The following is a 17,717-nucleotide window of genomic DNA, read 5'->3' on the forward strand; positions in this document are numbered from 1 at the left end:
GAGAGTCTGTTAGATACGACTATTTGTAACGGGATTACATTGAAGCTTGTGTGTGGTAGATGTCAACGCCGGTTGAAAGCTGGCCAGCCCCGTTGTTCAAGGGCGGCTATCGCTTCGTCGGTGATCTACCAGGCGGTCAGTGAGGCGTGCTGGCGCCAGCAGAGGCGCGTACCTGTTCTGAGATGTGATTCACAACCGACACTGGGTCTATGCCCTCAGCCTCGCACCGTGGCAGCACTACCTCGTTGAGATAGGTCAGCATGAATCGCTTGAAGCGTCTCTCTTGGGTGGTCAGGGGTCTGCCAAAGGTGTCCAGCTCTCGCGCCTTACGGGTGGCATGGCCAGCTCTGGAACGCTCTGAGCGGAGAGAGGCGGTGGCTTGCCGCTCTTGCTTCAGTGCGGTGTTCATGATCATGGCGAGGCTAGGGCTGCTGGCACCGCGAAGGGTGTTCTGATGGGTGTTCTGCTGGACGTTACGGGCTACTGCTTTCATGTAAATCTCCTAATATCTGTATGGTTGTATTGAATCCTCTGATGGGAATCATTCTCGTATTCTAAATATCGAGCACGCAAAATACCCAGTGCATGCTACCCATTTTCTGTGGGAGTTGCAGTGAGTCTTCTTTGTTGCCTGTGTACCTCAGTTCACTTGTCAGGTGGGTGAGGAGTGTTGCCTGCGTCTCTCGATTCAGTTGGCCCCGGTAAAGGCGTTCCTGAAGAGGGGGCGAATAGTGAACTACTTTTATGCGGATGTCAACACAATTTGAAACTGATTTGTGGGGTGTCGCTGGCGTGTTTCGCAGGGGGCCCGTTATACAGAGAGGCGGTCGCCACGTCAAGGACTAGTCTGACGACCAAGCCGCTAGCTAGGCTTCTTGTCTGGCACTCAGGTCTGTAGTTTCAAACTGATGTGTTGTAGCGCCTCCACCATTGCCTTCAATGGGCTGCGACTGCCGTGTGACGGGTTTTCACTGGGGGCGCTACAGAGCGTCAGGGGGGGGTTACAGGAGAAAGGGATGGCTTGAGTCAGGCGGGGACGGGAACGAGCTATAGGGGGCTCTGAGACGGGTCTTGGAGTAGTACAACTGAGTAGTACAATCAGAAAAGAAAAAGCCCCGTAACTCATTGAATTACAGGGCTTTTCAAATAATGGCGGAGAGATAGGGATTCGAACCCTAGGTACTGTCGCCAGTACAACGGATTTCGAATCCGTCCCATTCGGCCACTCTGGCATCTCTCCAACGGCGCGCATGATAACAGCTCAGGTGCAGAAGGCGAACCCCCTGCGGAAGAAATTTTCGCGTGCTATCAGGCGCTTGCGTAACTTTTTACGTTAAAGCGGGACGCCAAGGCGTTTGGCGACTTCTTCGTAGGCTTCGATGACGTCACCGAGGCCCTGGCGGAAGCGGTCTTTGTCCATTTTCTTGCGGGTTTCTTTGTCCCACAGACGGCAGCCGTCCGGGCTGAATTCGTCGCCGAGGACGATCTGGCCGTGGAATACGCCGAATTCGAGTTTGAAGTCGACCAGCAGCAAGCCGGCGTCGTCAAACAACTTGGCCAGGACGTCGTTGACCTTCAGCGACAGTTCTTTCATGCGAACCAGTTGCTCGGCCGTACCCCAACCGAACGCCACGACGTGGGATTCGTTGATGAAAGGGTCGCCCTTGGCGTCGTCCTTGAGGAACAGTTCGAACGTGTAAGGGTTGAGCTTGATGCCCTCTTCCACGCCCAGGCGTTTGACCAGGCTGCCGGCGGCGTAGTTACGCACGACGCATTCGACCGGGATCATGTCGAGCTTTTTGACCAGGCATTCGTTATCGCCCAGCAGCTTGTCGAATTGGGTCGGGATACCCGCTTCTTCGAGCTTTTGCATAATGAAGGCGTTGAACTTGTTGTTCACCATACCTTTGCGGTCGAGCTGTTCGATGCGCTTGCCGTCGAACGCCGAAGTGTCGTTGCGAAACAGCAGGATCAAGCGGTCAGCGTCGTCGGTGGTGTACACCGATTTGGCTTTGCCGCGGTAGAGTTCTTCACGTTTTTCCATGATGGGCTCCGCTTGCTAAGTAGTTGGGCCAGACGCCCCGTTTGGGACACTAGGCGATATGCCGCCAGTCGAGCCCTGAATCTTGATCGGCCAATTGCAGCCAGTCCGGGTCGCACCCGAGGGTGTCGACAAAACATTGCCGGGCCAGATGCGGCAGGTTGTTCTTGCTGCTGAGATGGGCCAACACCAGATGCTGTAGATCTTGCCATCCCAACTCGCTCACCAGGTTGGCAGCCTGATGATTGTTCAAATGTCCCAGTTCGCCGCCAACCCGCTCCTTCAAGAAGTAGGGGTAACCACCTCTGGCCAGCATATCGCGGCAGTGGTTCGCCTCGATCATCAAGGCATCCAGGCCATGATAACGCTGTAGCACCGCGGGGCAGTAAGAGCCAAGGTCGGTCAGCAAACCAAAACGGCGCTGACCGTCGCTGAACACAAACTGCGTCGGCTCAAGGGCGTCGTGCGCAACCGACACCACATTGATGCTCAACGCTCCCAGCTGCAAATCCTGACCGCCTGACAGAAACCCCGCGGCCTCCACAGGTTTGCGCATCCCGCGCAAGGTTCCGCGACTGAGGTAGACCGGTAGATTGTAGCGCCGCGACAGCAAACCCACGCCATGCACGTGGTCGGCATGTTCGTGGGTTACCAGAATCGCGCTCAGCTGATGCGGGCTGACGCCCAGACGAGCCAGGCGCCGCTCGGTTTCTCGCAGGGAGAAACCGCAATCCACCAGCATATACGTGTCGTTGCTTGCGATCAGCGTGCCATTGCCTCGGCTACCACTGCCCAGAACAGCGAAACGCACTTAACCGAGGTTATCTTGAATGACACCCAATATGCGGCGCGCTACATCAGCAGGCGCCACGGTATTGATGTTCTTCTCGACAGTCACCTGCACGTTGTCACCCACCTTGCTCAAGCGGACTTGATAACGCTCGGCACGGGCTTCGATTTCTTCCTTGTTCGGCGCGCTGCCGAACAGACGGCTGAAGAAACCAGGCTCGTTTTCAGGCTTCTTCGCCTTCTCTGCCAGGTTGATGTAGTAAAGGCCCAGGCTGCGGTTGATGTCTTCCACGCGCCATTCGCCATGATCCAGCGCACGGCCAACACTGGACCATGCACGGTCCAGATCGGCGCCGAGGTTGAGCACCGGGTTGCCATTGCCATCGACGCTCAAGGCAGCGCGGCTCGGCGTATCGAAATCACGCGCGGCCAGCAGGGAAACCGAACCGCCCTTCTCGGCGCTGCGGCTCATGCTGGCGAGCAGGTCATCGGTCAGGGCTGAATCGAGGCCCAGGTTGGTGGTGTGTGCAGGGAAATCGACATTGGCCGTGCTGCCGGTAGGACGCTCGACGCTGACGACATAGACTTCACTGGTGTTGCGTTGCACCCCGGGCTCGATACGAACACGTACACGGGTTTGCGCGTCAGCGGATGCACCGCTGCCGCTCAGGCGTTTGGCCATGGTCGCGGAGAGTTCATCGATACGCTGCCAGGCGGTGTTGAACTCACCTGTCTGCGGGCGCTCTTCGGCCATGCGGAAACCGTTGTCTTCGAAATACTGATGCGCCACAGGCCAGACTTCGGCGGGCGCACGCTGAGCCAGAATCCAGTGTGAGTCACCGTTCTTTTGCAAGCTGAAATCGCTGGCAGTCGCAGCAGCCGACAACTGTTGCGGACGAGGTACTACGTATTCGCCTTTTTGCGTGTCGCTAGCCACGTTGCGCGGAATCGGCAGCAGCGGGTCCAGACGCTTGACACCTGATACATCAGGTGGCAATTGCATGGGAGCCGTCTGAGTCGCCTCCAGATAATCACTGCCGCGGTCACGGAAGTAACCATCTTGACCCCACAGCCAACCGCAACCGCTGGTGCTGGAGATAATCAAGGCAAGTGCGGAAAGTCCGGCCATTCGCTTCATTGCGTCATACTTCCTCATTAAACCAATACGCCGGACTGGCGCAGGGCCTGACGCAGCGGTTCGTGGCAAGGCTCACTGAGCCAGGTGAGCGGCAGACGGATACCGTCCGGCATCAAGCCCATCTCATGCAGCGCCCACTTCACGGGAATAGGGTTGGATTCGATAAACAGGGTTTTATTGAGCGGCATCAGCTTTTCGTGAATCGCCCGCGCAGTGACCGCATCGCCACGCATGGCGGCTGCGCACAGCTCGCTCATGGCACGCGGGGCCACGTTGGCGGTGACCGAGATATTGCCTTTGCCGCCGAGCAGCATCAGTTCAACCGCAGTCGCGTCGTCACCGGAGTACACCAGGAAGTCGCTGCTGACGCGCGCCAGAATGTCTTGGGCACGTTGCAGATCGCCTGTCGCTTCCTTGATGCCGATGATATTCGGCACGGTGGACAAGCGCACGACGGTGTCCGCCAACATGTCGCATGCCGTACGGCCTGGCACGTTGTACAGAATCTGCGGAATGTCGACCGCTTCAGCGATGCGTTTGAAGTGCTGATACAGCCCTTCCTGCGTCGGTTTATTGTAATAAGGCGTTACCAGCAAGCACGCGTCGGCGCCGGCGGTTTTCGCATTGGTGGTCAGCTCGATCGCTTCGCGAGTGGAGTTCGCGCCTGTGCCCGCGATGACCGGGATACGGCCTGCAACCTGGGCTACCACGCGGCGAATCACTTCGATGTGCTCGCTGACGTCGAGTGTGGCCGACTCACCAGTGGTGCCGACCGCAACAATGGCGTTGGTGCCCTCTTGCAGGTGGAAGTCCACCAGTTTGCTCAGGCTGTCCCAGTCAAGACGACCTTTTGCATCCATGGGTGTGACCAGTGCCACCATACTGCCCGCAATCATGCAACCGCTCCTGCCGGAAAAAGAGAGCGGTAATGGTACTGGCGCCATCAGGCTTGTACAAGCGAAGTACCATGTTACGAGCATTCCCCTAAGCGATGCTTTTCGCTACCCTTCGGTCTTTGGTCGATACTGGTCACCTGCGCTGCTCGTTCAATCAGTCGATTTTGCCGCCAGAACCCATGCTCCAACGTCGTCGCAACCCACCATGGCTCAGTCATGAAGGCAAGCGGCGCCGGGGCTCGGGTTGAAGTTGGGGGCAAAGAGGCTATCGAATCAGCCGCACAAGCCAATGTATGTACTGACCGCTCATCGCTTAGGAATGCTGCATGTCGTCCACCCCCACAGTTCGCGAACAATTCCTTGTCATCAGTGCCCTTGGCGCCAACCCAATGGAGCTGACCAACGTGCTGTGCCGCGCCAGTCATGAAAACCGCTGTTCAGTGGTGAGTTCACGTCTGACTCGTCACGGCGAATACAGTGCGCTGATTCTTCAGGTTTCAGGCAGCTGGGATGCCCTGGCTCGTCTGGAGACGGGCTTGCCGAGCCTGTCGAAGAAGCACGCCTTTACCGTCAGCGTCGTGCGTAGTGCCAGCCTTGAAAGCCGTCCTGAGGCCCTGCCTTATGTGGCTTACGTCAGCTCGGCCTATCGCCCGGACATCATCAATGAGCTTTGCCAGTTCTTCATCGACCACAACGTCGAGCTGGAAAACCTCATCTGCGATACCTATCAGGCGCCTCAAACAGGCGGCACGATGCTCAATGCGACCTTTACCGTCACATTGCCTGCCGGTATCCAGATCAGCTGGCTGCGCGATCAGTTCCTTGATTTCGCCGACGCGCTGAACCTTGATGCGCTGATCGAACCTTGGCGCCCACAGGCTCCCATGTAAGGAAACATTAATGGCCGTCGCCTTAAACCAACCTGTCGCCGACTTTCAGGCACAGGCCACCAGCGGACAGACAATCAGTCTGGCCGGGCTCAAGGGCCAGCAGGTGGTGATCTATTTTTACCCAAAAGACAGTACGCCGGGCTGCACCACCGAGGGCCAGGGGTTTCGTGATCAACATGCTGCGTTCGAAGCGGCCAACACCGTGGTGTTCGGCGTCTCTCGCGACAGTTTGAAATCTCACGAAAACTTCAGAGCCAAGCAGGCATTTTCGTTCGAGTTGATTTCGGACAAGGACGAAGCCCTGTGCCAGTTGTTCGACGTGATCAAACTGAAAAAGCTCTACGGCAAGGAATACCTTGGCGTTGACCGCAGTACGTTTCTGATCGACAAAGAGGGCGTGTTACGCCAAGAGTGGCGCGGCGTGAAAGTGCCTGGCCACGTGACGGCTGTGCTTGAACACGCCCAGGCATTGAATAACGGCTGATAGCCGTAGAAGGAGTTCGCTGCCGGCACACATTGAAGTAGCTTGCAGCGAAAGCACCACATCTCCGCTCCCTGGCACCATCGCCTTACAACAATGGCGCGACAGTGGGCTCGTTGCGCGGCCAGGCGTCGAGCACGGCCTTGAACAGGGTAGCCAGAGGAATCGCGAAGAACACCCCCCAGAAGCCCCACAGCCCGCCAAACAACAGCACCGCGCAGATGATCGCGACCGGGTGCAGGTTGACCGCCCCGGAAAACAGCAGAGGCACCAGCACGTTGCCATCGAGCGTCTGAATGACACCATAGACCGCCATCAGGTAGATGAACTGATCACTCCAACCCCACTGGAACAGAGCGATCAATGTCACCGGAACCGTGACCACCACCGCACCGACATACGGCACCACCACCGATACGCCGACCAACAGCGCCAGCAGGGCAGCATAGTTGAGCCCCAGGGCAGCGAAAGCCACATAGGTGACGCCTCCGCAGATGAAGATCTCGATGACTTTGCCGCGAATGTAATTGGCTATCTGTCGGTTCATTTCCTCAGCCACGCGAGTGATCAACGTCCGTTCTCGCGGCAGGTAACTGCGAACCCAGCGCCCGATCATGTCGCGGTCCTTGAGGAAGAAGAACACCAGGATCGGCACCAACACCAGATAGATCATGATGTTGACCAACAACGGCAGGCTGGACAACGAGAAGGTCAGCACCCATTGACCGAACTTGCCGATTTCCCCACGTGCAACTTCGATGGCTTGCAGCACCTGCTCATCGGAGATCAGATGCGGATAGCGCTCGGGCAGTAGCAGCAACAACGATTGCCATTTGGCGAGCATGCCCGGTAGTTCGTTGAACAGGGTGATCAACTGATGCCAGAGCAGCGGCACCAACACCAGCAAAAACACCAGCAGTGCACCCATGAACAAGGCGAACACCACCCCGACCGCGCCCGCCTCCGGCACGCGTAGACGCTCCAGGAAGCTGACCACGCCCTGCATGAGAAACGCCAGCACCAACCCCGCCAATACGGGCGCAAGCATGCCACCGAGCGTCAGGACGATCGTGAAGGCCAGAAACAGCAACACCGCCAGCACCACTGCCTCCTCATCGGAGAAGTAGCGCTGTATCCAGTCGCGTAGCACCTTGAACATCAAGAACCCTTCAAGCAGTCAATATTGGTAACAATCAAAGCAGGTAACGATCAACGCTCAGAAGTATCAGACTTTGCGTAACCAGTAACGATAAACACCCCCTTCAACCTCTTCGTGCAGCAAGGTATGGCCAGCAAGTCTGGCGAAAGTTCGGAAATCGCGCTGGGAACCAGCATCGGTAGCCGTGACCTTGAGAACAGCCCCACTGGCCAGGCGATTGAGTTCCAGCTTGGCCTTGAGTAGCGGCAGCGGGCAACTCAGGCCACTGGCATCGAGTTCGGCGTCACAGGTCTCGGGCCGCTCTACAGCGTCAGACATCGTTTATCTCCAGGCAGGCACATCGAATTTCGTTGCAATCGCTGAATTGACGCAGCGACTGCCTCTAGCAGGCGACAAGAATACCCCACTCTGGCCAGCAAGCCATTGAGCCAGCTACAGTAAGGGGTCTTTATCGCCCTAGAGCCCTGTGCATGAAATTTCTGCGCCCTACCCTGCTGACGCTCGCTTGCCTGCTCGCCTCACCGAGTTTTGCTGACGATCTGCCGTCACTCGGCGACGCCAGTTCTGCCATCGTCTCTCCGCAACAAGAGTATCAACTGGGGCGCGCCTGGCTGGGCATGCTCCGCGGCCAGGTCCCGCAATTGTCTGATCCGCAACTCAAGGACTTCGTCGAGACCACGGTATATCGCCTGGCCGAAACCAGTCAGGTGCAGAATCCTCGCCTGGAATTCATCCTGATCAACAGTAAGGAGCTGAACGCCTTCGCCGCGCCCGGCGGGATTGTCGGGGTCAATGGCGGGCTGTTCCTCAACGCCCAGACAGAAGCCGAGTACGCTGCGGTTCTGGCTCACGAACTGGCTCACTTGTCTCAACGCCACTTCGCTCGAGGCATCGAAGCACAAAAACGCATGCAGGTTCCCATGCTGGCCGCCATGTTGGCCGGGATCGTTATTGCGGCCGCAGGTGCCGGTGACGCGGGCATCGCGACGATCGCCGGCACCCAGGCCGCAGCGATTCAGGAGCAAACGCGCTTCTCGCGACAGAACGAGCAGGAGGCCGACCGTATCGGCATCATCAATCTGCAAAAAGCCGGCTACGATCCTCGGGCAATGCCGAATATGTTCGAACGCCTGATGCGCCAGTACCGCTTTGACGCCAAACCGCCGGAATTCCTGCTGGACCACCCGGTCACCGAATCGCGAATCGCGGATACTCGCAACCGCGCCGAACAGGAAAAAGCCGGCGGTAAAGAAGACAGCCTGCAGTATCAGTTGATTCGGGCACGTGTTGCGCTGTACTACGAAGAATCGTCCGGGCTTGCCGCCAAACGCTTCCGCGCTCAACTCGACGAGAATCCGAAGTCCGATCCTTCGCGCTATGGTCTTGCCATTGCCCAACTCAAGGGCTCACAGATCAATGACGCGCGCGAGACGCTGAAGCCGCTGCTGGCCAAAGACCCCAACAACATCACCTACAACCTGGCGCAGGCGGAGATTGATGTCGCCAGCAACAAATTGGCCGACGCCCAGCAGCGCATTGACCGATTAAAAGCACAATTCCCGGAAAACTACCCGCTGAGTCAAGCTCGCGTGGATGTGCTGCTCAAGCAGAATCGGCCTGCCGATGCGGAAAAAGGGCTTGATCAGCTACTGAAAAGCCGACCTGCCGACCCGGATGTCTGGAACCTCGTTGCAGATGTCCGCGGCCTGTCCGGCGATATGGTTGGCTCCAACCGGGCGCGCGCCGAGTACTTCGCGCTGACCGGTGATTACAAACAGGCTCAGCAGCAACTCGAGTTTGCCAAGCGTCGTTCGAACAACAACTTCCAGCTGGCTTCGCGCATCGACGCGCGGCAGAAGGAGCTCAGCGAACAAGAGCGGTTACTGAAGGAAATGATGAATTAAGCATTCTTTCCGTCCTTAATGAAAAAGCCCGACTCAATGGTCGGGCTTTTTTTGCGCTCAAATCTGAATCAGGCATTACCCGCCAGTTTCATGCGCGCCGCCTGCGTGAAGTCCAGCATGCGCTGCAATGGACGTATCGCATGAGGGATCAGCGCCGGGTCGACGAAAATCTCGTTACTGCCCTCTCGCAGGCACTGCAAGGTGCGCTCAAGGGTATTCATCGCCATCCAGGGGCAATGTGCGCAACTACGACATGCAGCGCCGTTACCGGCGGTTGGCGCCTCGATGAAGATTTTGTCCGGACACAGCTGCTGCATCTTGTAGAAGATGCCGCGATCAGTCGCGACGATAAACGTTTTGTTCGGCAAGGTTTGCGCGGCGGCGATCAATTGACTGGTCGAGCCGACAGCATCAGCCAGATCGATTACTGACTCCGGCGACTCGGGGTGAACCAGAATCGCGGCATCCGGGTACAACGCCTTCATGTCTTCCAATTGCTTGGACTTGAACTCCTCGTGGACGATGCAGGCACCGTCCCACAGCAGCATGTCGGCACCGGTTTCGCGCTGAATATAACGCCCCAGATGTTTGTCCGGCGCCCAAATGATCTTTTCGCCGTTATCCATCAGGCTTTCGACGATTTCCAATGCGCAACTCGAAGTCACGACCCAATCTGCACGGGCTTTGACCGCCGCCGAGGTATTGGCATAAACCACCACCGTACGCTCGGGGTGCTGATCGCAGAAGGCGGAAAACTCATCGACCGGGCAACCCAGGTCCAGAGAGCACGTCGCTTCCAGAGTCGGCATCAACACTCGTTTTTCCGGGTTGAGGATTTTTGCCGTCTCGCCCATGAAACGCACACCCGCGACCAGCACCGTCTTCGCCGAGTGCTGGTTACTGAAGCGGGCCATTTCCAGCGAGTCGGATACGCAACCGCCGGTCTCCTCGGCCAATGCCTGGATAACGGGATCACAGTAGTAGTGGGCAACCAGCACCGCGTCTTGCGCCTTCAACTCGGCAGCAATCGCAGCGCGGTAATGGGCTTGCTCTGCCATGCTCAGCTCTTTGGGCTGCTTGGCATCAAGATGGGCCTGGACCAGAAGGCGTTCGGAAATCTGCGTCATGTTCGCTGGACCTGAATACGCATGTGCGCGTATGTCGAGTGTACACCTGAAAAAGACGCAAAAAAAAAGCCGGAAATCCACATTTTCATGGGCCTTCCAGCTTTATAAATACGTCGACTATAAAAAATAGTAGGCCGTGTGAGATTCGAACCTACGACCCATTAGTTAAAAGCCAATAGGTCCTTGCCGCTGAAAGCGGGGGCGATTCTATCTCCTATGGGTGTGATTTAACACCAGTTTCAGCAGCCTCTAATGCCCTCATCAGGGGCTTATCTCCAAGAAAGATTGCGAGCCTTGTGATGTTTTTGGGGCAGTCAACCATTGGAAGAAAATCTTTTTGACGACTGATGGCAGTTTGGCCGGTGTGCGCTACCTTCAAGTAGCGAAACGGTTACTTGGGATCAGTGGCGTAATCCCATTTCAGAATGGACAAACGGATGGCAGGCAGCGTTGTACGGGTCGGCCTGGACGGAAGTAATCCATGACAACCAAGCCTCCCGGCAAACTACCTGATCAAGCAAGGAAGTTGTTCATGAACAGTGATTCCGTGCAGGTGTTCAAGCGAGTGGCGTGGGCTTTGATTATTACGGCCTCGCCGGTAGACATGGCACTGGCCGTCCCGGGCGGTTGTGCCCAATTGAGCCAACTGCCCGCCGCGATAGAAGTCGGGCAGCAGCAGCAGCAGGAGCTGCGCTCCCCCGTGGCGATCACCCGACTGGCCGTGGGCGACCCGAAAATCGCTGATGTGCATCTCAATGGCAAAAACGAGTTTCTACTGACGGGCATGACGCCCGGAGCGACCAGCCTCATGGTCTGGACCGCTTGTTCCAATTTACCTCGGCAGAGCATGGTGTTCGTCCAGGGCAAGGCCACCGCAGCACTGGGAGGGTCGTTATTGCCGCCGTCGGAAGATCCGCTGCTGCCCAGCCAGGTCCAGACCGATATTCGCTTTGTCGAAGTCAGCCGCACCAAATTGAAAGAGGCCAGCACTTCGATCTTCGGCAAAGGCGGCAGTTTTCTGTTCGGCTCGCCGGGCACCGTACCCGGATTGTCAGTGACGCCCAATCACCTCGGCAGCGCAGTGGCAAACATCCCGCTGAATAATGGCAGTTTCAACATCGGTCTGGGTGGTGGCAAAGTACTGGGCCTGATCAATGCGCTGGAAAGCAGTGGCTTTGCCTACACCCTGGCACGGCCAAGCCTGGTGGCGCTGAGCGGGCAGACTGCGAGCTTCCTCGCCGGTGGTGAAGTGCCGATCCCGGTGCCGAGCGGTGGCAGCAACAACATCTCCATCGAATACAAGGAGTTCGGCATTCGTCTGAACCTGACGCCAACTGTGGTGGGACGCGGCCGTATCGCCTTGAAGGTGGCGCCGGAAGTCAGTGAGCTCGATTTCACCAATGCCGTGACCATCAACGGCACCACCGTGCCGGCGCTGACGGTGCGGCGTACTGACACCAGTATTTCCCTGGCTGACGGTGAGAGTTTCGTGATCAGCGGCCTGATCAGTACACGCAACGCCTCTGCGGTGAGCAAGCTGCCTGGTCTTGGCGATATCCCGATCCTTGGCGCATTTTTCCGCGATTCCTCGATCAATCGTGAAGAACGTGAGTTGCTGATGATCGTGACTCCGCATCTGGTGCAACCGCTGGCGGTCAATGCTCAGTTGCCGTCATTGCCCGGCGAGCAACTGCGCAATTACGACCCGAACTGGTTCCGCATGTATTTTCTGGAAAACGGCAACTTCGACCGTCGCAGTGGGTTATCGCAATGAGCCAGGGTCAGAACGTCAGTCAGATTTTTCTGGCGATCACGCGCAACAGCACCGACCGTGAGCGGTTGCAAGGGGCGCTGGCACCCTTGGGCCAGACCCAGCAGGCCGGACCTGGCTTTACGGCCGTTGCCCGGGCATTGAGCGCTTCCCTGGAGTAAAAAATGAAGGCAATGATTGCTGCATTAGGGCTATTGATGCTCGGCGGTTGCGCAACGAACGGTGGAGCGCCCTGGTCGGTCGGGAGTTGCGCCAAGTTGAGTTCCGATCAGGACCTTTCGTTGAGTCTGGCGGACGATATGATCAATGAGGGCAAGCTGCATGCCAGCCTGGCCAATCTGCAAAACCTGCCGGACAATCTGGGAGCCGTGCGCTTGCGCAAGGCCAGGGTCTACCGCTTGCTAGGGCGTAGTAACGATGCCGAACCGTTGTATCGCAGTTTGCTCGGTACTTGCCTGGTCGCTGAAGGTGAGCACGGTCTCGGGCAATTGGCTGCAGCGAACAACGATAACGATCAGGCCCTGGCTCATTTGCAGCGGGCGGCACGGCTGTCGCCCACCGACGAGAAAGTCCGCAACGATCTAGGGGTGGTCCAGCTCAACCAGTTGCAGCTGGAAGATGCGCGTTTCGAATTCATCACGGCCATGGAGTTGAAACCGTCCGATCATCTGGCGGCCGTCAACCTGGTGACCTTGCTGATTTACCAGAACAACTGGAAGCAAGCGGCAGAGTTGGTCAGCCGTATCAGCTTGAGCCCTGAACAAGTCACCGAGGCTAAGGTGCGAGCGGAAAAACTCAAACACCGGACCAAGACCGCCTCGACGTCCGGTGATCAAGTGGCGGCCGTGCTCAATCCGTTGCAACCGAATATCCATAAGCCAACGACGCAGAGGTAGTGATGAAACTGAACATCCTCAGTTGCCTGGGATTATTGCTTATCCCGCTCGCGGCCCAGGCCATAGAACCCGGCCCGGCATCCGAGCAACAGCAGGGAACCGAAGCCTGGTTGCTGTTGCAGAGTCGCGGACAGGCGGTTTCGCCCATCCCGCAATCCGCTTCGCCAAGTGAACGGGAACAGAGCCTGCAACGCTGGCTGGACAGCTACAAACAACCGATTCCGGCGAGTTACAAGCAGGAATCAGGCGGGAAGAGTTAATCCAGCCAGGGAACCACGGCACTAAATGCGCCGTCAGCCGCTGACGTGCCCCGGAGTTGTTCGGCGACAAGGCCGGCGACCATTGGGTGCGGTCATGCATCGGGCCTAGGCGCAGAACCTGACTCGCAGGCGCTTTCACTACCCCTATCAAACACTCTTTAAGTCATTGGTTTAAAATATTATTTTCTGACATTCCGGATCAGCTGTGGGAGGGCCCGCCCCGTCTTCGACGCCGCGCTGTCGCGCAGCAAACTGGGTCCCGATTCTGCCCGGAGGGCGTAGGAGAGACCGGGACGCGCAGTCTTGTCTGCGAAGACCATACGGCCCGATCTGTCAGACCCACCGCGTTGAATGGTCTTCGCAGACAAGTCAGCTCCTACAGATCGGTGCTTGACTTAAAATTTATATTTTATTTTTCAGCGGTTTACAGGCTGTTTGATAAGAGCAGGCTTGCCTGCGAAGAGGCCCGTCGTGCAAAGAAGAGCGTCATGACTTGCGGAATATTTGAGCCTGATCCAGCGTTTTCGCAGGCAAGCCTGCTCCCACAGATTCATGCCGGGCACAAATCCTTGTAGGAGCTGCCGAAGGCTGCGATCACCCCGGGGTCGCGTCCGACGGAACCGGTCGTAGATGCAGATATTTTTGAAGGCTGTTCCGGCCTTATTACAGCCTTCGGCAGCTCCTATGTATGGGTTCGGCGTATTGCCTGGGAACATAGAATCTCCCACAGAATCCAGTCCACCCACTGGATACTACTGAGTTCGGGCATGTGCAGATCGCACAGCACCAGGAGGCCGATCTTGGGGTTGCAGCGAAGCGTTCGACGGCGCAATGGCTTGATGGGCAGAGGATGCGGCGATAGCCGCTGAGTTCCTGACAGCACACCCATCATGGCTGTCAGGACGTCATAGCCACCAGCAGACTGTTCCGGCTCCCGCTCACGTCATACCTTCCCGAAGGCTTTAAGCACGCCAATGATTGCGGGCCCGATGGCCACCAGAAAAAAGCTCGGCCACAGGCAGAAAATCAGTGGAAATACCAGCTTGGTGCCGATTTTTGCGGCCTTCTCCTCGGCAATCTGGGTACGCCGGTCGCGAAACTCTTCGGCATAGATACGCAGGGTGGAGCCGACACTTGTGCCGAAGCGAATGCTTTGCGCCAGCAAGCTGACCAGCCCGCGAATGTCCTCAAGGCCAGTGCGCCCGGCCAGGTGTTTGAGCGCTTCGGTACTGGGAATGCCAGCACGGATTTCAGAGTTGACCAGAGCCAGCTCCACGGCTAACTCCGGTTGGCTGACCGCCATTTCTTCGGCCACCCGCTCAATGGCCTGGGGCAAGGCCAGGCCTGACTCCACACAGACCACCATCAGGTCCAGGGCATCCGGGAAGGCGACAAGCAAACGAGTCATCCGTGCCTGCTTGCGCTTGCCGACATAGACTGCCGGCGCCAGCCAGCCCACACCGAGTGCCACAACCACCAGCATAACGCCCAAAATCAGGGATAGCTTCGGGATGAGCGGCAAAGCCAGAATCGTGAGGCCCAGCAATATCAGGGGCGCGAGCAGGCGAACCGCCCAGTACATCTGCACCGCCGTGGCCGAGCGATATCCCGCATGCGTCAGCAGCGTTCGGGTAGGCGAGGCCTGCCCCTCCTCACCGGAGATAAAGCGTTGGCCCACCTGCTCCAACATCAACTGCAAATTACTTGGCGCATCCTGCCCGTGGTTTGCCCCCCCCTGACTGCGTTTGATCAACACAAGACGACGCTTCAACGGGTCTTGTGACCCCAACGCCAGCAATGTCAAGGTAGCCACAGCGAACACCACGCTCAGGCCGACGGCCCCGACGAACAGCAGGCGCGCCAGTTGTTCATTGCCCACCACTCGGTTGAGCAGACTTAGCAGATAGTCCATAACAAGCACTCCTTTACGGTCATCAACGCTTAAACCTGAATCCGAATGATTTTACGTATCCAGAAAATCCCGATCAGCATGGCAACAAAAGCACCGATAACCAGCTTCTGGCCTATGGGCTCATAGACGAGCAAAGGCAAGTAATTAGGGCTTGTGACCAAAATCACTACGGCCAGCACAAAGGGTATGGACACCAGTATCCAGCCCGACATGCGCCCCTCGGCCGAAAGGGTTTTGACCTTACGCTGAAAGCGGAAGCGTCCGCGAATCAGGCTGCTCAACCGCTCCAGCACCTCGGTCAGGTTGCCACCGGTCTCACGGTGAATCAGTACCGAGGTCACCAGCATCATCACTGTCATGCTTGGCATGCGTTCCAGCAGGCCAAGCATGGCCCGGCGAACATCGTTGCCGTAGTTGATATCGGCGAAGGTCAAGCCGAACTCAACGGCCACCGGCCCCTGATGCTCCTCGGCCACCAACTGCAGGGTCTCGTTGAACGGGTGTCCGGCACGCAGAGCACGGCATATGGAATCCAGCGCGTCCGGCAGCCCCTCCTCGAATTTGGCGAAGCGCCTGCTGCGGGCGCTGGATATCTTCAGTATGGGCAGCCAGAACATTGCAAAAGCTGCCGGGACACCCAACCACCAATGTTGCGTGAGCAACCAAAATGCAATCCCCCCCACTGCCGCCAGGATCAGCCCGAGTAAAAGCACCCGATAGGCACGATAGTCATGCCCGGCTTGCTCAATCATCTGCGCCAGGGCCTCCATGGCCGGTAACTGCTCCAGGCGGGCTTCCAGTGGTGACAGGCGCCGCAGGTATTTCTGCCGCAGCACCGTCTGCATATTCGGCAGGTTGCTGGCCCGTTCCAGTACATTAAGGCGACTGCGGATACGTTTACGTACCTGGCCTGCCTCTCCGAATACCGGCACCACCAACCCCTGACTGAGAAGGAACATGGCGGTGAACACCATGCCGAGGAATGCCAGGATAAATTCACCGGGGATCTCACTCATGATTGCCCCTCCATCCATTCCGGCCGGAACAGGTTCAGCGGCAGCTCGATCCCGCGTTTGGCCAGCACCTCGCGAAAGGCCGGCACCATGCCGGTGGGGCGAAATTCACCCACTACCTCACCGTGTTCGCCCATGCCTGAGCGGACGAAAGAGAAGATCTCGGTCATGGTGATGATTTCACCCTCCATGCCGTTGATCTCTTGCACGCTGACCAGCCGCCGCTTGCCATCCTCCTGACGTTCCAGCTGGATCACCACACCGATGGCCGAGGCGATCTGCTGGCGCATGGCCTTGATCGGAAAGGTCGCACCGGTCATCGATACCATGTTCTCGATCCGCCCCAGGGCATCGCGTGAGGTATTGGCGTGGATAGTGGTCAGCGAGCCATCGTGGCCAGTGTTCATCGCCGTCAACATATCCAGTGCCTCGGCGCCGCGCACCTCACCGATCACGATACGGTCCGGGCGCATACGCAGACTGTTGCGCACCAGCTCGCGCTGACTCACTTCGCCACGGCCTTCAATATTCGACGGACGGGTTTCCAGGCGCACCACATGGGGCTGCTGCAGCTGCAACTCGGCCGAGTCTTCGATGGTGACGATCCGCTCGTTATGCGGAATAAAGCTGGACAGCACATTGAGCATGGTGGTCTTGCCGCTGCCGGTACCACCGGAGATCAGCACGTTCAGCCGCCCACGGACGATACCCTTGAGCATCAGCGCGATGGCCGGAGTCAAGGTGCCCATCTGCACCAGACTCTCAGTGTTGAGCAAGTCCACTGCGAAGCGGCGGATCGACAGGCTCGGACCGTCGATGGCCAGGGGCGGGATGATGGCGTTGACCCGCGAGCCGTCCTTCAGGCGTGCGTCCACCAGCGGCGAGGATTCGTCGATGCGCCGCCCCAGGCTGGAGACGATGCGGTCGATGATATTCAGCAGATGCTGGTCGTCGCGAAAGCGCACGTCGGTTCTCTGTAGCTTGCCGAAGCGTTCGACATACACCGAGGCATGCCCGTTGACCAGAATGTCGGACACACTGGGGTCTGCCAGCAGCGGCTCCAGTGGCCCGAGGCCGAGCACCTCGTCGGTGATCTGTTTGATGATCAACTGGCGGCTGGTGGCACTCACCGGCGCCGAATGCTCGTCAAGCAAGCGCTGGCTGATCTCCCGGATCTGCCGCGCTGCCTCGGCCGGTTCCAGGGTATCGAGCAATGACAGGTCCATGACCTTGAGCAACTGCTGGTAGATCTTCTCCCGCCATTCGATCTCCATCGGGTTGAGCTTGGTTCTGGTCTCGTAGAGTACGTCCGGCACACTGGCCTCCCAGGCCATGAGCTCGCTGACACAGTCCGCGCCGTTGAGTTGTGCTTCCTGCTGGTCTGTCGGAACATTCTTGCCGGACTGCTGACGCAGGCGATTACGAAATTCGCTAGGCATG

17 protein-coding genes, 1 tRNA gene and 2 pseudogenes are annotated in these 17,717 nt (G+C 57.9%); 7 read left to right on the plus strand and 13 right to left on the minus strand.

Going from position 1 to position 17,717, the window contains the following annotated elements; genetic code table 11:
- Positions 1-136: 136 nt before the first annotated feature.
- The 6 genes from AC1MEE_RS18270 to dapA form a co-directional block, all read right to left on the minus strand.
- Positions 137-493, minus strand: coding sequence for a hypothetical protein (locus AC1MEE_RS18270; protein ID WP_480410996.1), 357 nt, complete (start codon positions 491-493; stop codon positions 137-139).
- A 657-nt stretch (positions 494-1,150) separates the two neighbouring features.
- Positions 1,151-1,240: transfer RNA gene (locus tag AC1MEE_RS18275), tRNA-Ser, on the minus strand.
- Positions 1,241-1,333: 93 nt separating this feature from the next.
- Complete coding sequence (purC, locus tag AC1MEE_RS18280; RefSeq protein ID WP_480410997.1) at positions 1,334-2,044, minus strand: phosphoribosylaminoimidazolesuccinocarboxamide synthase; 711 nt, start codon at positions 2,042-2,044, stop codon at positions 1,334-1,336.
- Between the two features lie 49 nt (positions 2,045-2,093).
- Positions 2,094-2,852, minus strand: a complete 759-nt coding sequence (locus AC1MEE_RS18285; protein ID WP_480410998.1) for an MBL fold metallo-hydrolase — start codon at positions 2,850-2,852, stop codon at positions 2,094-2,096.
- Positions 2,853-3,968, minus strand: coding sequence for an outer membrane protein assembly factor BamC (bamC, locus tag AC1MEE_RS18290; RefSeq protein ID WP_480410999.1), 1,116 nt, complete (start codon positions 3,966-3,968; stop codon positions 2,853-2,855).
- A 17-nt stretch (positions 3,969-3,985) separates the two neighbouring features.
- Positions 3,986-4,864: a 4-hydroxy-tetrahydrodipicolinate synthase gene (dapA, locus tag AC1MEE_RS18295; protein ID WP_480411000.1), complete on the minus strand. Its 879-nt coding sequence runs from the start codon at positions 4,862-4,864 to the stop codon at positions 3,986-3,988.
- Between the two features lie 326 nt (positions 4,865-5,190).
- On the opposite strand from dapA, the gene AC1MEE_RS18300 reads away from it, so the two are divergent.
- Together AC1MEE_RS18300 and AC1MEE_RS18305 are read left to right on the plus strand one after the other, a co-directional pair.
- The gene (locus AC1MEE_RS18300; RefSeq protein WP_297836046.1) at positions 5,191-5,754 is read left to right on the plus strand and encodes a glycine cleavage system transcriptional repressor; all 564 of its coding nucleotides are present in this window, start codon (positions 5,191-5,193) and stop codon (positions 5,752-5,754) included.
- Positions 5,755-5,764: 10 nt separating this feature from the next.
- Positions 5,765-6,238, plus strand: a complete 474-nt coding sequence (locus AC1MEE_RS18305; RefSeq protein WP_480411001.1) for a peroxiredoxin — start codon at positions 5,765-5,767, stop codon at positions 6,236-6,238.
- 85 nt (positions 6,239-6,323) lie between these two features.
- Here the strand turns inward: AC1MEE_RS18305 and AC1MEE_RS18310 are convergent, their stop codons facing one another.
- Together AC1MEE_RS18310 and AC1MEE_RS18315 are read right to left on the minus strand one after the other, a co-directional pair.
- Positions 6,324-7,394, minus strand: a complete 1,071-nt coding sequence (locus AC1MEE_RS18310) for an AI-2E family transporter (RefSeq protein ID WP_480411002.1) — start codon at positions 7,392-7,394, stop codon at positions 6,324-6,326.
- Positions 7,395-7,460: 66 nt separating this feature from the next.
- A complete protein-coding gene (locus AC1MEE_RS18315; RefSeq protein WP_480411003.1) occupies positions 7,461-7,712 on the minus strand; it encodes a sulfurtransferase TusA family protein in 252 nt (83 codons plus the stop codon).
- Between the two features lie 152 nt (positions 7,713-7,864).
- Between AC1MEE_RS18315 and AC1MEE_RS18320 the strand changes: the two genes are divergently transcribed.
- Positions 7,865-9,298 carry a M48 family metalloprotease gene (locus tag AC1MEE_RS18320; protein ID WP_480411004.1) on the plus strand — a complete coding sequence of 478 codons (1,434 nt, stop codon included), beginning with the start codon at positions 7,865-7,867 and terminating at the stop codon, positions 9,296-9,298.
- Between the two features lie 68 nt (positions 9,299-9,366).
- Here the strand turns inward: AC1MEE_RS18320 and nadA are convergent, their stop codons facing one another.
- A complete protein-coding gene (nadA, locus tag AC1MEE_RS18325; protein WP_480411005.1) occupies positions 9,367-10,425 on the minus strand; it encodes a quinolinate synthase NadA in 1,059 nt (352 codons plus the stop codon).
- A 532-nt stretch (positions 10,426-10,957) separates the two neighbouring features.
- Here nadA and AC1MEE_RS18330 point away from each other — a divergent pair.
- From AC1MEE_RS18330 to AC1MEE_RS18345, 4 genes and pseudogenes are all read left to right on the plus strand, one after another.
- Positions 10,958-12,199, plus strand: a complete 1,242-nt coding sequence (locus AC1MEE_RS18330; protein WP_480411006.1) for a type II and III secretion system protein family protein — start codon at positions 10,958-10,960, stop codon at positions 12,197-12,199.
- A pseudogene (locus tag AC1MEE_RS18335) lies at positions 12,196-12,315 on the plus strand (pilus assembly protein); the annotation flags it as partial. The gene AC1MEE_RS18330 and the pseudogene AC1MEE_RS18335, both read left to right, overlap by 4 nt.
- A gap of 45 nt (positions 12,316-12,360) precedes the next feature.
- Positions 12,361-13,092, plus strand: a complete 732-nt coding sequence (locus tag AC1MEE_RS18340) for a tetratricopeptide repeat protein (protein WP_480411007.1) — start codon at positions 12,361-12,363, stop codon at positions 13,090-13,092.
- A gap of 2 nt (positions 13,093-13,094) precedes the next feature.
- Positions 13,095-13,352 carry a DUF3613 domain-containing protein gene (locus AC1MEE_RS18345; RefSeq protein ID WP_480411008.1) on the plus strand — a complete coding sequence of 86 codons (258 nt, stop codon included), beginning with the start codon at positions 13,095-13,097 and terminating at the stop codon, positions 13,350-13,352.
- Between the two features lie 25 nt (positions 13,353-13,377).
- Here the strand turns inward: AC1MEE_RS18345 and AC1MEE_RS18350 are convergent.
- The 4 genes and pseudogenes from AC1MEE_RS18350 to AC1MEE_RS18365 form a co-directional block, all read right to left on the minus strand.
- Positions 13,378-13,491: pseudogene (locus AC1MEE_RS18350) on the minus strand (DNA-binding response regulator); the annotation flags it as partial.
- A gap of 804 nt (positions 13,492-14,295) precedes the next feature.
- Positions 14,296-15,264, minus strand: a complete 969-nt coding sequence (locus AC1MEE_RS18355; RefSeq protein WP_480411009.1) for a type II secretion system F family protein — start codon at positions 15,262-15,264, stop codon at positions 14,296-14,298.
- A 29-nt stretch (positions 15,265-15,293) separates the two neighbouring features.
- Positions 15,294-16,280: a type II secretion system F family protein gene (locus tag AC1MEE_RS18360; RefSeq protein ID WP_480411010.1), complete on the minus strand. Its 987-nt coding sequence runs from the start codon at positions 16,278-16,280 to the stop codon at positions 15,294-15,296.
- A complete protein-coding gene (locus tag AC1MEE_RS18365; protein ID WP_480411011.1) occupies positions 16,277-17,716 on the minus strand; it encodes a TadA family conjugal transfer-associated ATPase in 1,440 nt (479 codons plus the stop codon). Before AC1MEE_RS18365 ends, AC1MEE_RS18360 begins: the two co-directional genes overlap by 4 nt.
- Between the last annotated feature and the right edge of the window lies 1 nt (position 17,717).

It is taken from the genome of Pseudomonas sp. ASL3 (assembly GCF_056680425.1).

Excerpts from the sequence above, each read along its gene's own strand:
- AC1MEE_RS18360 (WP_480411010.1), bottom strand. The coding sequence starts at position 16,280 with ATGAGTGAGATCCCCGGTGAATTTATCCTGGCATTCCTCGGCATGGTG.
- AC1MEE_RS18310 (WP_480411002.1), bottom strand. The coding sequence starts at position 7,394 with ATGTTCAAGGTGCTACGCGACTGGATACAGCGCTACTTCTCCGATGAG.
- AC1MEE_RS18345 (WP_480411008.1), top strand. The coding sequence starts at position 13,095 with ATGAAACTGAACATCCTCAGTTGCCTGGGATTATTGCTTATCCCGCTC.
- AC1MEE_RS18320 (WP_480411004.1), top strand. The coding sequence starts at position 7,865 with ATGAAATTTCTGCGCCCTACCCTGCTGACGCTCGCTTGCCTGCTCGCC.
- AC1MEE_RS18315 (WP_480411003.1), bottom strand. The coding sequence starts at position 7,712 with ATGTCTGACGCTGTAGAGCGGCCCGAGACCTGTGACGCCGAACTCGAT.
- AC1MEE_RS18330 (WP_480411006.1), top strand. The coding sequence starts at position 10,958 with ATGAACAGTGATTCCGTGCAGGTGTTCAAGCGAGTGGCGTGGGCTTTG.
- nadA (WP_480411005.1), bottom strand. The coding sequence starts at position 10,425 with ATGACGCAGATTTCCGAACGCCTTCTGGTCCAGGCCCATCTTGATGCC.
- AC1MEE_RS18300 (WP_297836046.1), top strand. The coding sequence starts at position 5,191 with ATGTCGTCCACCCCCACAGTTCGCGAACAATTCCTTGTCATCAGTGCC.
- AC1MEE_RS18340 (WP_480411007.1), top strand. The coding sequence starts at position 12,361 with ATGAAGGCAATGATTGCTGCATTAGGGCTATTGATGCTCGGCGGTTGC.
- dapA (WP_480411000.1), bottom strand. The coding sequence starts at position 4,864 with ATGATTGCGGGCAGTATGGTGGCACTGGTCACACCCATGGATGCAAAA.
- purC (WP_480410997.1), bottom strand. The coding sequence starts at position 2,044 with ATGGAAAAACGTGAAGAACTCTACCGCGGCAAAGCCAAATCGGTGTAC.
- AC1MEE_RS18270 (WP_480410996.1), bottom strand. The coding sequence starts at position 493 with ATGAAAGCAGTAGCCCGTAACGTCCAGCAGAACACCCATCAGAACACC.
- AC1MEE_RS18305 (WP_480411001.1), top strand. The coding sequence starts at position 5,765 with ATGGCCGTCGCCTTAAACCAACCTGTCGCCGACTTTCAGGCACAGGCC.
- AC1MEE_RS18355 (WP_480411009.1), bottom strand. The coding sequence starts at position 15,264 with ATGGACTATCTGCTAAGTCTGCTCAACCGAGTGGTGGGCAATGAACAA.
- bamC (WP_480410999.1), bottom strand. The coding sequence starts at position 3,968 with ATGAAGCGAATGGCCGGACTTTCCGCACTTGCCTTGATTATCTCCAGC.
- AC1MEE_RS18365 (WP_480411011.1), bottom strand. The coding sequence starts at position 17,716 with ATGCCTAGCGAATTTCGTAATCGCCTGCGTCAGCAGTCCGGCAAGAAT.